Origin of the sequence: Aestuariimicrobium soli, from assembly GCF_051192575.1 — a bacterium.
GTDB classification, from domain to species: domain Bacteria; phylum Actinomycetota; class Actinomycetes; order Propionibacteriales; family Propionibacteriaceae; genus Aestuariimicrobium; species Aestuariimicrobium soli.
In genome coordinates this window covers 1-12,631 of record NZ_JBPJSQ010000006.1, presented here as the reverse complement: position 1 = coordinate 12,631, position 12,631 = coordinate 1, and the positions used below count along the sequence as shown (strand labels likewise).

At 69.7% G+C, this 12,631-nt stretch carries 13 protein-coding genes; 8 read left to right on the top strand and 5 right to left on the bottom strand.

Going from position 1 to position 12,631, the window contains the following annotated elements:
• Nucleotide 1: 1 nt before the first annotated feature.
• Together ACSDQ9_RS06865 and ACSDQ9_RS06860 are read right to left on the bottom strand one after the other, a co-directional pair.
• Entirely contained in the window at nt 2-757 is a 756-nt protein-coding gene (locus ACSDQ9_RS06865; RefSeq protein ID WP_435145346.1) for an SDR family NAD(P)-dependent oxidoreductase, read from the bottom strand.
• Between the two features lie 18 nt (nt 758-775).
• Nucleotides 776-1,771 carry a phosphotransferase family protein gene (locus tag ACSDQ9_RS06860; RefSeq protein WP_435145343.1) on the bottom strand — a complete coding sequence of 332 codons (996 nt, stop codon included), beginning with the start codon at nt 1,769-1,771 and terminating at the stop codon, nt 776-778.
• Nucleotides 1,772-1,993: 222 nt separating this feature from the next.
• Between ACSDQ9_RS06860 and ACSDQ9_RS06855 the strand changes: the two genes are divergently transcribed.
• A complete protein-coding gene (locus tag ACSDQ9_RS06855; protein WP_435145340.1) occupies nt 1,994-2,743 on the top strand; it encodes a phosphoglyceromutase in 750 nt (249 codons plus the stop codon).
• 95 nt (nt 2,744-2,838) lie between these two features.
• Here the strand turns inward: ACSDQ9_RS06855 and phoU are convergent, their stop codons facing one another.
• Complete coding sequence (gene phoU, locus ACSDQ9_RS06850; protein WP_435145337.1) at nt 2,839-3,507, bottom strand: phosphate signaling complex protein PhoU; 669 nt, start codon at nt 3,505-3,507, stop codon at nt 2,839-2,841.
• Between the two features lie 283 nt (nt 3,508-3,790).
• Here phoU and ACSDQ9_RS06845 point away from each other — a divergent pair, with 283 nt between their 5' ends.
• Both ACSDQ9_RS06845 and ACSDQ9_RS06840 read left to right on the top strand, forming a co-directional pair.
• Entirely contained in the window at nt 3,791-5,044 is a 1,254-nt protein-coding gene (locus tag ACSDQ9_RS06845; protein WP_435145334.1) for a sensor histidine kinase, read from the top strand.
• Nucleotides 5,041-5,718 (top strand): response regulator, encoded by a 678-nt coding sequence (locus tag ACSDQ9_RS06840; RefSeq protein WP_435145331.1) that lies wholly within the window; start codon nt 5,041-5,043, stop codon nt 5,716-5,718. Before ACSDQ9_RS06845 ends, ACSDQ9_RS06840 begins: the two co-directional genes overlap by 4 nt.
• A 3-nt stretch (nt 5,719-5,721) precedes the next feature.
• Here the strand turns inward: ACSDQ9_RS06840 and ACSDQ9_RS06835 are convergent, their stop codons facing one another.
• Nucleotides 5,722-6,225 (bottom strand): hypothetical protein, encoded by a 504-nt coding sequence (locus ACSDQ9_RS06835; RefSeq protein ID WP_435145328.1) that lies wholly within the window; start codon nt 6,223-6,225, stop codon nt 5,722-5,724.
• 247 nt (nt 6,226-6,472) lie between these two features.
• Between ACSDQ9_RS06835 and ACSDQ9_RS06830 the strand changes: the two genes are divergently transcribed.
• Genes ACSDQ9_RS06830 through ispF form a run of 3 tightly spaced genes read left to right on the top strand, consistent with a single transcriptional unit; the run spans nt 6,473 to nt 8,199 of the window.
• Nucleotides 6,473-6,958 (top strand): CarD family transcriptional regulator, encoded by a 486-nt coding sequence (locus tag ACSDQ9_RS06830; RefSeq protein WP_435145325.1) that lies wholly within the window; start codon nt 6,473-6,475, stop codon nt 6,956-6,958.
• A gap of 36 nt (nt 6,959-6,994) precedes the next feature.
• Nucleotides 6,995-7,732: a 2-C-methyl-D-erythritol 4-phosphate cytidylyltransferase gene (gene ispD, locus ACSDQ9_RS06825; RefSeq protein WP_435145322.1), complete on the top strand. Its 738-nt coding sequence runs from the start codon at nt 6,995-6,997 to the stop codon at nt 7,730-7,732.
• On the top strand, nt 7,729-8,199 hold the full coding sequence (ispF, locus tag ACSDQ9_RS06820) for a 2-C-methyl-D-erythritol 2,4-cyclodiphosphate synthase (RefSeq protein ID WP_435145319.1): 471 nt from the start codon (nt 7,729-7,731) through the stop codon (nt 8,197-8,199). The genes ispD and ispF overlap by 4 nt, the downstream gene beginning before the upstream one ends.
• A 44-nt stretch (nt 8,200-8,243) precedes the next feature.
• Here ispF and ACSDQ9_RS06815 read toward each other — a convergent pair whose 3' ends face one another.
• Nucleotides 8,244-9,455, bottom strand: coding sequence for a neutral zinc metallopeptidase (locus ACSDQ9_RS06815; RefSeq protein WP_435145317.1), 1,212 nt, complete (start codon nt 9,453-9,455; stop codon nt 8,244-8,246).
• 147 nt (nt 9,456-9,602) lie between these two features.
• Between ACSDQ9_RS06815 and ACSDQ9_RS06810 the strand changes: the two genes are divergently transcribed.
• Together ACSDQ9_RS06810 and ACSDQ9_RS06805 are read left to right on the top strand one after the other, a co-directional pair.
• Complete coding sequence (locus ACSDQ9_RS06810) at nt 9,603-11,342, top strand: DUF2207 family protein (protein ID WP_435145314.1); 1,740 nt, start codon at nt 9,603-9,605, stop codon at nt 11,340-11,342.
• A 390-nt stretch (nt 11,343-11,732) separates the two neighbouring features.
• Nucleotides 11,733-12,548 carry an endonuclease domain-containing protein gene (locus ACSDQ9_RS06805; RefSeq protein ID WP_435145312.1) on the top strand — a complete coding sequence of 272 codons (816 nt, stop codon included), beginning with the start codon at nt 11,733-11,735 and terminating at the stop codon, nt 12,546-12,548.
• The last annotated feature ends 83 nt before the right edge of the window (nt 12,549-12,631 follow it).

The following is a 12,631-nucleotide window of genomic DNA, read 5'->3' as shown; positions in this document are numbered from 1 at the left end:
CTCACGCCCTCCCGACGGGCTCGCGGTGCACCTTGTGGTTGGCTGCCTGGGCCCGCGGACGAACCACCAGCCGGTCGATGTTCACGTGCGGCGGCCGCTCGGCCACCCAGCCGATCATCTCGGCGATGTCGTCGGCGGTGAGCGGGGCGGCCACCCCCTGGTAGACGGCGTCGGCCCGCTGCTGGTCACCGCCGAAGCGCGTGAGCGAGAACTCCTCGGTGTGCACCATCCCGGGTGCGATCTCGCAGACCCGGATCGGCTCGGACACCAGCTCCAGCCGGAGCGCGCCCACCATTGATCGCTCCGCGGCCTTCACCCCGCAGTAGCCTCCGCCACCCTCGTAGGGCGCCCCGGCAGCGGTCGAGGTGATGAAGATCAGGGTGCCCTCGGCGCGCCTGACCGCCGGCAGCAGGGCCTGAGTCACACGAGCGGCCCCGATCACGTTGGCGGCGTACATCTGCTCCCACTGGTCGAGCTCGGTCTCGGCCAGCGGCTCCTGCCCGAGCGCGCCTCCGGCATTGTTCACCAGAAGGTCGACCCATCCACCGGACTCGTCCACCACCTGAACCAACCTCGCCACCTGATCGGGGGCGGTGACGTCGCAGGTGACGGCGATGCCGCCGATTTCGTGGGCCAGCGCTTCGATCCGATCGGTGCGGCGGGCCACGCACACCACCTTCCAACCGTTCCCGGCCAGCCAGCGGGCCGTGGCCGCCCCGATCCCGGACGAGGTTCCTGTGACGACAGCGATGGGCATGACCCAATTCTGTCGCATTCAGCGCTGCCCCCGGGGGGGCTGGCCGCCCAGCTCGAGCAGGTCGGCCTCGAAGCTGCCGTCGAGCACCCGCTGGAGTCCGATGATCGGATCCTTCGTCCAGGTCTGCCCCGGCTGCCAATGATGCAACTGCACCAAGTGCCACATGGCTTCGGCGACGACCAGCCGGTTCACCAGCCCCGTGATCTGCAAGAGGTCGGGATGGGTCTCACGCAGTCCGGTGAGCAACTCCACCTGGTCGTACTCCCGGGCCGAGCGCAGCAGCATGTCGAGTTCCATCGACCGCGTGCCCAAGCGTGACCCCTCGAAGTCGACCAGCGAGAGGGTGCCGTCGTCCGCGACGAGCACGTTGCGCAGATGCAGGTCGGTGTGGACGAAGATCTGGTCCTCCACCGGCTCGAGCGGCAGATCGGCCACCAGCGCGTCGATGCGGTCCAGCAGGGGATCGGTGCCGGCCACGTGACCGCGTGCGCTCGCCACCAGGGATCGGGCGTGCTCCTCCGGAGCGTGGTAGGCGTCCCGCCAGCGTCGTTCCGCGACCGCCAGGTCAGACCACGGGTTGGCCATCCACGGTTGCCGGGGCAGTGCGTGGAGAACCCGCAGCGCCCGGCCAAGGTCTCGTCCGACGTCGACCCGTTGGGCAGAGGTCAGGGAGGCCCACCGGGACTCGACATGGGCGCCCGGAAGACGCGTCACCACGAGGTACTCCCCGCCACTGTCCCGCTGGCCGTGGGCCAGCACTCGGGCGTGGGGAATGGTGGGGGGAAGGTGCTCGAGCACCTCCGCCTCATGGGCGAAGGCGTCGACCAGTCGTCCCGTGTTCAACCTCACGACCAGGTCGCCGCTCACCACGACGAGATTGGCGAACCCGTCGACGGACTCCAGTGGGCGATCGTGGGGCAACCCGTGGTGAGCGAGGATCGCACGCACCTCGGCGGCGATCGATGGGGCAGTCGTCACGGACGGGCCGGGGGCCCCGGAAGGGGGAGTGCGCATCGGGGTAAGGTACCGACCCCGCTGTCGGCGCGACAACGCCCGCAGGGGTGAACACGACACCACCGATCCGGAGCAGGTGCGTTCGTCCGAGACCGGTGGGAGCACGAGGTGGCCGCCGTCCACGAGCTCGAACGTCACCGAGCCGTGAGGCGGCAGGGCTGTGAACCAGCAAGTGGTGAACTAGCCCGAGCCGGGCGGGCCCGCGTCGATAGACTCGCCAGCATGAGCTACAACCTTGTGCTGCTCCGCCACGGCGAGAGCGAGTGGAATGCCAAGAACCTGTTCACCGGCTGGGTGGACGTCGACATCAACGAGAAGGGTGTCGGCGAGGCCAAGAAGGCCGCCGAGCTCCTCAAGGCCGAAGACCTGCTCCCCGACGTGCTGCACACCTCGGTGCTGCGTCGCGCGATCCACACCGCCTACCTCGCGCTCGACGGGTGCGACCGCCACTGGATTCCGGTGAAGCGCAGCTGGCGCCTCAACGAGCGCCACTACGGCAAGCTCCAGGGTCTCAACAAGACCGAGATCCGCGACCAGTTCGGTGACGAGCAGTTCATGCAGTGGCGCCGCTCCTACGACGTGCCGCCGCCCCCGATCGATGTCGACAACGAGTTCTCGCAGTTCAACGACGCTCGTTACGCCGACATCCCCGAGGCCGAGCGTCCGCTGACCGAGTGCCTCAAGGACGTCGTCGCGCGCATGCTGCCCTACTGGGAGTCCGACGTGAAGCCCGACCTGGTGGCCGGCAAGACGGTGCTGATCACCGCCCACGGCAACTCGCTGCGGGCGCTCGTCAAGCACCTCGACGGCATCTCCGACGATGACATCGCCGCACTGAACATCCCCACCGGCATCCCGCTCTACTACGAGCTCGACGAGAACTTCGCCCCCGTCACCCCGGGCGGTCGCTACCTCGACCCCGAGGCCGCCGCCGAGTCGATCAAGGCAGTGGCCAACCAGGGCAAGAAGTGAGTCACTGACTCCGACCACGGACGAACGCGAACCGCGCGGCACTCGACCTGGGTGCCGCGCGGTTCGCGTTTCGTCCGGGGTCGATTCCCGGCGACTCAGTAGGTCGAGGGCCAGTTGGCGCCCTCGGGCACCTCGCCGGTGAGCACGAGCACGATGCGACGGCCCATGGCGACGGCGTGGTCGGCGATCCGCTCGTAGTAGCGGCCCAGCAGGGCCACGTCGACGGCGGCCTCGACACCGTGGTTCCAGTCGTTGCCCAGCAGCAGCTTGAACTGGTCGCGGCGCAGGGTGTCCATCTCCTCGTCGCGCTCGACCAGCTTGAGGGCGGCGTCGGCGTCGCGACCCTCCAGGGTGGCGCAGGCGACCGTGATCATCTCGTCGGCGACCTCGGCCATGCGCGCGAAGTTGGCTTCGAGATCGGCGGGCACGGCGCGCTCGGGGAAGCGCATGCGGGCGATCTTGGCGACGTGGGCGGCGAGGTCACCCATGCGGGCCAGCTCGAAGGTCATGCGCAGCACCGCGACGCAGGTGCGCAGCTCGCCCGCGACCGGCGACTGGCGGGCGAGGAGGTTGAAGGCGCGGGTCTCGAGCGACTCGGCCTGCTCGTCGATGTGGACGTCCTCGGCGATCACCCGCTCCGCCACCGACTGGTCGGCGGTCAACAGCGCCACGGTGGCGTCCTTCAGCGCGGTCTGGCCGTTGCGGGCCAGGATCACGAGGTCGGTGATGAGGCCGTCGAGTTCGGCGTGGTAGCTCGCGCGCACGGGTGCTCCTGAAACAGTCAGTGGGTACGTCTGATGCCTCCAGCCTAGTCAGGGCCGTCGATCAGCGTCCGGAACCGCTCGGCCCCATTGGCTGCTTGTGGCTTGGCTGCTTGTGGCAGGCATCGGGCATGAGCCTAGGGTCGCTCGGTGGCGTCCCGACCACCCAGCACCTGAATCGGGGGTGAACAGTGCCTGAACAGCGTGTGCCCACGGGCGCTGGGTGCGGTCCGCCGGCCCGCTCCGGGGCTGAGCGCCGGGGGTTCACGTCCTATGCTCGTGAATCGTGAACCCCTGGCTCGCCCTGCTGCTCGGTGCTCTGCTCGGCGCCGTCGTGACGGGTGCCGTCTCGGCCCTGCTGCGCAGGCGCCGTCGTCGGCGCGAAGCGTTGCGGCACGAGGTCACCACGATCAACCCGCAGCTGGGCCTGATGCTGGGCGTGCTGCGCAGTGCCGGGGTGATCGTCGGTTCCCACGACGAGGTGGCCCACTCGAACGTGCTGGCCCGCACCTGGGGCCTCGTCCGCGGTGACCGGGTGTCCTTGACCGAGGTGCTCGAACTGGTGCGCGAGGTGCGCCGCACCGACCGCGCGATCACTCGCGACGTCGAACTCAAGCGGGGCCTCGGTACCCCGGTGATGCACCTGACCGTGCGCGTGGCACCGCTCGAGGACGGCGCCATCATCGTGCTTGCCGAAGACCGGTCGCCCCTGCTGCGGGTCGACGAGACCCGCCGCGACTTCGTCGCCAACGTCTCCCATGAACTCAAGACCCCCATCGGGGCGATCTCATTGCTGGCCGAGGCCCTGCTCGAGGCCGCCGACGACCCCGGCGCGGTCGTCCATTTCGCGGAGCGCATGCAGTTCGAGGCCGGGCGTCTCTCGGAGCTGGTGAAGCAGATCATCGCACTGTCGCGGTTGCAGTCGGACGACCCCATGCTCGCGGCCTCGCCGGTGGCCATCGGGGACCTGTCGGCGATCGCGATCGACCGCTGCCGGGCGCTGGCCAAGGCCAAGGACATTCGCATCCTCACCTTCGGTGACGGCGACGTCGAGATCCTCGGTGACGCCGATCAACTCGCCGAGGCGGTCACCAACCTGCTGCAGAACGCCATCGCCTACTCCGACGCGCACTCGCGGGTGGTGATCACCCACCGCCGGGTGCCCGACCCCGACCAGGATCTGGCCGAGATCGCCGTCGCCGACAACGGCATCGGCATCAAGCCCGACGAGCAGGAGCGCATCTTCGAGCGGTTCTACCGCGTTGACTACGGACGAAGCCGCGACCAGGGCGGCACCGGCCTGGGGCTCAGCATCGTCAAGCACATCGCCGCGGTGCACGCCGGCACGGTGAACGTGTGGAGCCAGGTGGGGCAGGGGTCGACGTTCACCCTCAGCTTCCCGGTGCTCGCCGACGACCAGCGTGACCAGTCCGAGTCGTTGGAGGGTTTCCCCGACGGCGTGCGACAGGGCAGTCTTGGTTCGACCTCCGCTGGGGCGCCCCAGTCGGACGATTCCCCCTCCCGAAAGGTGACCCGATGACCCGCATCCTCATCATCGAGGACGAGCAGTCCTACCGCGAGGCGACGGCGTACATGCTGCGCCGGGAGGGCTTCGACGTCACCGAGGCCGCCGACGGCGATGCGGGGATCGCCGAGTTCGACCGCGGTGGGGCCGACCTGGTGCTGCTCGACCTGATGATGCCGGGCATGCCGGGCACCGAGGTGTGTCGTCAGCTGCGTCGGCGGGGCAACGTGCCGGTGATCATGGTCACGGCCCGCGACAGCGAGGTCGACAAGGTGGTCGGGCTCGAGTTGGGGGCCGACGACTACGTCACCAAGCCGTTCAGCCATCGCGAACTGGTGGCCCGCATTCGCGCCGTGCTGCGCCGTGGTCAGGAGTTCGACCTCGCTCCCGACGTGATCGAGGGCTCGGGGGTGCGCATCGACGTCGAACGTCACGAGGTGAGCGTGAACGGTGCCCCGGTGCGGTTGGCGCTGAAGGAGTTCGAACTGCTCGAGATGCTGCTGCGCAATGCCGGCCGGGTGATGACCCGTGGGCAGTTGATCGATCGCATCTGGGGCGCCGACTACGTGGGCGACACCAAGACCCTCGACGTGCACGTCAAGCGGCTGCGCGCCAAGATCGAGGCCGATCCGGCCCATCCCGTGCTGGTCGTCACCGTGCGCGGCCTGGGCTACAAGTTCGAGGGCTGAGGCTCAGCCCTGCGGCTGGGCGCTGGCGTAGTCGGGCTGGTCGGCATCGACGACCGGCACCAGCACGGTCAGCTCGCCGGCCTTCTCGAAGGTGAAGGTGAGCCGCGCGTAGAGGCCGGGGACGAGGTCGTCCGAGCTGAGCGCGATCTTCTTCTCGGTGAGGTTCACGAACGTGCCGGCGGGCAGCTGGATGGTGGTCGAGCCGGTCTGCAGGGCCCCGAGGTCTTCGAAGTTGGAGCCGGTGGCCGACCCCTTGATGGCCGTGAGGGTGTCGCCGCTGGCGCTGTCGAGCGAGCCGGCGAGCACACCCTTGCCGTCCTTGGCGACGACCGTGACCGCGCGCAGGTTGACGCCCTGCTGCTCGGCGTTGATGCCGATGCCGGGGGTGTAGGGGGCGGCCACCTCGGTCGAGACGCAGCCCGACAACGCGCCCGCGCCGATCAGGGCGGCGGCGATGCCGAGGCCGAGGCGACGTGCTGCGGGCATGCGGCGGGGAGCGGTGCTCATGATTCCTCCACGGGCGATCGAGGGTGGACGGTCGGCGCAGGTGCAGTCGACCCGTCGGCGACAGCCTAGCGAAAAGTGATGCCCTGCGTTTGGGCAAGTCAGGCCGACGATGGCCGCGTCGAGCACACCCAGGCCGCGTTTGTCAAGGGTTCGGTGGAACCCCGATTTCGCCTCTGGCTAGGACGAACGCTTCGTGGCTGGCCCCGGGGGCGTGCTAGACTGGGTTCTGCGAAAGGGGTTCCAACTCATGACTTTTACGGTCGGCGAAACGGTGGTCTATCCCAATCATGGGGCTGCTGTCATTGAAGACATCGAGACCCGCCAGATCAAGGGCGAGGACAAGCTCTATCTGGTGCTGAGGATCATCGGACAGAATGACCTGGTGGTGAGGGTGCCCGCGTGCAACCTCGACCTGGTCGGCGTGCGTGACGTGGTCGACGCGGACGGACTGGAGCGCGTGTTCAGCGTGCTGCGGGCCCCGCACACCGAGGAGCCGACCAACTGGTCGCGTCGGTACAAGGCCAACCTCGAGAAGCTGCACTCGGGCAACGTGATGAAGGTGGCCGAGGTCGTCCGTGACCTGTGGCGCCGCGAGCGCGAGCGAGGCCTCTCGGCCGGCGAGAAGCGCATGCTGGCGAAGGCTCGCCAGATCCTGGTCTCGGAGCTCGCTCTGGCCGAGAAGGTCGAAGAGGATCGCGCCGAGGTGCTCCTCGACGAGGTGCTCGCCTCCTGACCCGTGCGCGTCGGTGCTCCCACTAGAGTCCGACGCGTGAACACATCAGACCTGACGGAGCCGGTCGTCGCCGTGGTGGTGGCGGCCGGCTCCGGCGTTCGTTTCGGGGGGTCGACCCCGAAGGCGCTGGTGTCGCTGGCCGGGCGGCCACTGGTGCGCCACAGCGTCGAGGCGCTGGTCTCCGGCGGCGCCGCTCGCGTCGTCGTCGTGACGGCGGACGACCTGCGCCCCGACTTTGAGGACGCCCTGAGGGGAGTGGGCGTCCCGGTCGACTTCGTCGGCGGGGGTCGTCGCCGGCAGGACTCGGTGCGCGCCGGTCTGGAAGCGCTGGCTGGGGCAGGCGTCACCTCCGCAGTGGTGCTGGTGCACGACGCCGCCCGCCCGCTGGTGCCCACCGAGGTCGTCGCCGGTGTGGTGGCCGCGGTGGCCGAGGGCGCTCCCGCGGTGGTGCCGGCCGTGGCCGTCGTCGACTCGATCCGCTCGCTGTCGCCGCACGGGGGGTCGTCCGTCGTCGACCGCTCGCTGCTGCGGGCGGTGCAGACGCCCCAGGGGTTCGACCTGACCGCCCTGCTGGCGGCCCACCGGGCGATCGCCACCTCGGCGGACGAGCTCACCGACGACGCCGCGGTGATGGAGCGGGCGGGGCACGCGGTGAGCCTGGTCGAGGGCAGCCGGGACTCTCTGAAGGTGACCGAACCGATCGATCTCGATCTGGCCGAGGCCGTGTTGGCCCGGCGGAAGCTAGCTGGCCAGCTGAACAAGGGAGCACGATGAAACTGCGCACCGGAATCGGCACCGACGTGCACCGGTTGGTCGAGGGGCATCCGATGCACTGTGCCGGGTTGGCGTTCCCGGACGAGCCCGCCGGCCTCGCCGGGCACAGCGACGGCGACGTGGCTGCGCATGCCCTGTGCGACGCGCTGCTGTCGGCAGCCGGGCTGGGCGATCTCGGCTCCAACTACGGCACGTCGTCGCCAGAGTGGGCCGGGGCGAGCGGGGTCGCGTTCGTCCGCGAGACCGCCCGGCGGGTGCGCGAGGCGGGCTTCGAGGTGGCCCACGCCGCTGTTCAGGTGATCGGCAACCGGCCGCACATGGCGGCTCGCCGCGAGGAGGCCGAGGCCGTGCTCTCCGAGGCGCTCGGCGGGCCGGTGAGCGTGTCCGCGACCACGTCTGACGGGCTGGGGTTGACCGGGCGCGGCGAGGGGGTCGCGGCGATCGCCACGACGCTGCTCATCGGATGAGTCAGACCGGCTGAATCACCCGGCTGGGTCAGCCGGGATGGGGGTCACTTCACCAGGTTGGCGGGCGCCACGTAGGTGTTGCAGGCGCCGACCTTGGTCGAGGCCATGCCCATCTCGGCCCAGTACTGGCGGGAGGCGCCTCGTCCGTGGTTGCCGACGATGTCGGGCTTGCCCGACAGGGTGTCGTCACCGATGGCCACCATCGTCTTGCGGATGTTCTCGAGGTCGGCCTCGGTCATGCCGCGCGACTGGGCGACGGAGCCCAGGAAGAGCCCGGCGAGGCAGTCCGCCTGCACCTCGAGGCGCCGGTTGATCTCCAACGACTGCGTCTTGGGCAGGTTCTGGATCATGTACGACGACGAGGCGCCGATGCCGGTGCGGTACTGCACGGCGTGGCCCACCTCGTGGGCGATGACGGTCTCGATGACGAATCGGCCGTCGGCCACGGCCGGGGGGAGCACCTTGTTCAGGTCGGTCGCGAGGTAGATCTGCTGGTTCGCGCCGCAGTAGAAGGCGTTGCCCGTGGGCACCTTGCCGCAGGGGGTCGTGATGCTCGTGGAGTAGACGTTCGAGACGGGGCGGACGAAGGTGTAGCCGGCGCTCTGCAGGGTGGGATCCCAGACGCGAGCCAGGCAGGCGGTGAGCTCGTCCATGGACTGCTTGATCTGCGCCTTGCTCGACGAGGCGAGCTTGATCTCGGTCATCTCGCAGCGGGTCGGGCTGGGCACCGTGGAGTTGTAGACCGCGTTCTGCTTGGTGAACTTCTCGAGGTCGGACTCAACCTTGGGCAGCGGAATCTCGGGCGGGTTGGCCTCGGGCGGGGGAACCTTGTAGTCCTCCTGCTGGTACTGGGTGTTGGTGGGGTTGGTGCCACCGCCACCTGTCAGGCTGCGCACCGCCGCGGCGACCACCGCGATCAGGATCACGCCGACCACGGCGGCGATCAGCAGCTTCAGCAGGGGGCCTCGTCCCTTGGGCTGCTGGGGGCCCGGAACGGGATACATGCTGCCGGGGCGGTGGCCGCCGGCCGGCGCGGGGTACTGGCCCGGCTGCTGCCACTGGCCGCCCCACTGGCCCGAGGGCTGAGCCTGCTGACCGTAGCCCTGGCCGCTCGCGCCCCACTGTCCGTTCGTTCCCCACTGGCCGTTCGTTCCCGACTGCTGGGGCGAGCCATGGGGTCGTTGTCCGGTCGGTGCGCCCCACTGGGCACCCCCGAATCCTTGATTGGCCTGCTGGCCCCACTGCTGCTGCGTCACGGCGCCCAGACTAGCCGGGCCGGGTGGCACGCCGAGTGCGCCGCGACTCGTCCGGTGACGGAACCTTCCCTGTGGAATAGTGAGCACCACCTCGTCCCCGCGTGCCCGGCCGCAGCAGCGCGCCGCACGCACAAGAAAGGCCTTGCGTTGAACGGATCGCTCCTGACCCGCCACGACCGACGATCGGCGTTCGGACGAAACTGCGCAGCCGCCCTGGTGGTGGCGGGTGCCCTCGTCGCGGGACCGCTCGCCGGGTCGGCCCACGCGGAGTCGACCGCCAAGAGCTTTGTCGTCGACGGCTCCGTCGACGCCGGCGGCGTGCTCACCCTGAAGGAGACCATCACGTTGGGCGAGGGCGCCCCCGGTGAGATCTCGCAGCGGATCGCCACGACCGCGCCCGGTGAGCACAAGACCGAGTACCGCTACGAGATCGGGGGGCTGAAGGCGACCGCCGGCGGCACCGATCTGGGCGCCGCCGTCTCGGACGACGCCGGCTACAAGGTGATTCGCATCGACACGGCCAAGGCGCAGGGCAAGCCGATCGAGATCAGCTACACCGTCAAGGGAGCCACCCACGCCGACCCGAAGGTGTCGGGACGCCCCGACACCACCACGCTCGACTACCGCGTGCTGCAGGGGCTCTCGATCGGGGTGGACGAGGTGACCGGCTCGATCATCGCGCCCACGCTGGTGCGCCAGGTCGACTGCAAGGCCGGCCCGCCCGTCAACCCGACCGCGTGCACCTCGTGGACCGGCGGTACCGGCGAGGAGCCGAACCCCACCTTCACCGACGGCCCTCGCGGGCCGGGTGAGGTCGTGCAGGTGTCGTTCACCACGCAGGCCGCCGGCATGGCGGTCACCGAGGACATCGACTACGAGTGGAGCCTCGACCGCGCCTTCCAGCCCAACCTGACCAGCCTGCTGCTGGCGCTGGGCACCCTGCTGCTCGGCGCGCTCGGGCTGTGGGCGCTGCACCGGCGCACCGGCCGCGACGAGGCTGCCGTCAGCCACCCGACGATGGTCGCGGAGTTCTCGCCGGTCGGGGAGGGTGAAGAGGAGTTCCAGCTGGTCGAGGACCTTCGTCCGGGTCAGATCGGCACGGTCGCCGACGAGAACGTCGACCCGGTCGACGTCACCGCCACCCTGATCGACCTGGCGGTGCGCGGTCACCTGCGCATCCACGAGTTGCCGCGGGAGTCGGCCCACAAGTCGATCGACTGGGCCTTCGAGCGCCGCGAGGGTGGCCGGGGCGAGCTTCACCCCTACGAGCAGACCCTGCTCGACGCCGTCGCCCCCGTCGAGGGGCCGCAGGTGAAGGTGTCGTCGATCTCGTCGGCCGTGTCTGCGGTGATCCCCCAGGTGCAGGACGAGCTCTACGACGACGTCGTCGCCCAGGGATGGTTCGACAAGCGCCCCGACGAGGCCCGCAACGGCTGGACCCTGATCGGGTGGATCGCGCTCACCCTCGCCGTGCTGGTGGCCGGCCTGTTGGTGGCCTTCTCGACGCTGGGCCTGTGGGGGCTCGCGCTGATCGCCATCGCCGCCGGGGTGGTCTTCCTGGCCCCGCAGATGCCTCGCCGGTCGTCCAAGGGATCGGAACTGTTGGCGGGCCTGCACGCGCTGGCGAACGATCTGCAGCACCACCGCACCGATCGCATGCCGAAGGGGCGTGAGTACCACGAGCTCTCGGAGCTGCTGCCCTACGCGGTGGTGCTGGGTGGACGAGGCCGGTGGTTGGAGGCCCTGGTGGCCGCCGACGACGATGCCCACGCCGACCCGACCGATCTGGACTGGTACCACGCGCCCGAGACCTGGCACCTGGCCGACCTGCCCGACTCGGTCAACGCGTTCATCACCACCGTGCAGGGGCATCTCTTCGGCCGCTGAGGTGGGGGCGCGGGTCTCGACCCTGCGCTGACCTCGACCTCGTCCTGATCCCGACCCCGTCCTGATCCCGACCCCGCACCGATCCGAAACGGCGTTACCCTGCGCGTTCTTGCCACTGGATGGCAAGAACGCGCAGGGTAACGCCGTTTCCGCTCGGTGTGGTCAGGAGAGGTGGTGCGGTGGGGCGGCGCGGGTCCGGAGTTGTCCACAGGTCGCGGACGGGTGCAAGCGTCATCCACAGGCTCGAGAACGTGGTGGGACGAATCGGGTCCCGCTGACCACAGTCCCAGTGTGACTCGCTCATCTGTAACCCGCTCAGCTGTCACCCACTCACTGGGGGACCTCGCCCGCGAACTGCACCGCCGGGGAGGCTGTCTACGCGTCACCGACGTGCCACACCTGGCCAACCAGGCGCGCCGAGCTGTCGCGCGCGGCGAGTGCTTCCGCCCCTACCCGGGCATCCTGATGGCCCGCTCGCTGGAGCACGATCTCGACGCCTGGACCCGGGCCACCCTGCTGTGGAACCCGAATGCCGTGCTGCTCGGACGATCCGCCGCCCGGGTCACCCACTGGCCGACCGCGCGCCTCGAACGGGTGCAGGTGTCGGTGCCACGGCTGCGGCATGCTCCGCGGGGACCGGTGCTCATCGAACAGGAGGTCTGGCCCGATGCGCTGCTCGAGCACGACCGGGTCGCCGCCACCCTGACTCCTGAGGCGGCGGTGCTGTGGTGTGCCGAGCGAGACGATCTCGAGCCCGTCTTCCAGGCCCTCCGGGAGGCCTGCGTCACCGTCGACAGTTTGCAGGCGACCGCCTGCCTGGCGCCCTACGGGAGGCAGCGGCGGTGGCTCGACCTGGCGGCCGAGCTGCGAGACTCCCCGTGGTCACACCCGGAGCTCGACCTGCACCGACACCTGCGCACGGGTGGGCTGCGCGGCTGGCGGGGGAATCACCGGATCCGGGTGGGCCGCAGGACGTACGTGGGCGACGTCGTCTTCGTGCGCGCCCGGCTCATCGTCGAGGTCGCGAGCAGCCTGCACCACGGCCACGATCACGCCATCGAGATGGACTACCGGCGCCACAACGCCCTCAAGGTGGCGGGCTGGCGACTGCTCTACGTCACCCCGGCTCGCCTGCGCCGGGATCCGCAGGCGGTGCTGGACGAGATCCGCGCCCTGCTGGGCCAGCGTGAGGTGGGCCAGCGGTGAACCCCCCCTGCACACCGAACCAAAACGGCGTCACCCTGGAGGGTCTTTTTTCCCCACAGTAAGAAACTCCCCCGCTGTAGCAC

Bases quoted from the DNA above. Each gene is read 5' to 3' on its own strand.
- ACSDQ9_RS06860 (WP_435145343.1), bottom strand. From the start codon at position 1,771: ATGCGCACTCCCCCTTCCGGGGCCCCCGGCCCGTCCGTGACGACTGCC.
- ACSDQ9_RS06855 (WP_435145340.1), top strand. From the start codon at position 1,994: ATGAGCTACAACCTTGTGCTGCTCCGCCACGGCGAGAGCGAGTGGAAT.
- ispF (WP_435145319.1), top strand. From the start codon at position 7,729: ATGAAACTGCGCACCGGAATCGGCACCGACGTGCACCGGTTGGTCGAG.
- ACSDQ9_RS06840 (WP_435145331.1), top strand. From the start codon at position 5,041: ATGACCCGCATCCTCATCATCGAGGACGAGCAGTCCTACCGCGAGGCG.
- ACSDQ9_RS06865 (WP_435145346.1), bottom strand. From the start codon at position 757: ATGCCCATCGCTGTCGTCACAGGAACCTCGTCCGGGATCGGGGCGGCC.
- ACSDQ9_RS06830 (WP_435145325.1), top strand. From the start codon at position 6,473: ATGACTTTTACGGTCGGCGAAACGGTGGTCTATCCCAATCATGGGGCT.
- ACSDQ9_RS06835 (WP_435145328.1), bottom strand. From the start codon at position 6,225: ATGAGCACCGCTCCCCGCCGCATGCCCGCAGCACGTCGCCTCGGCCTC.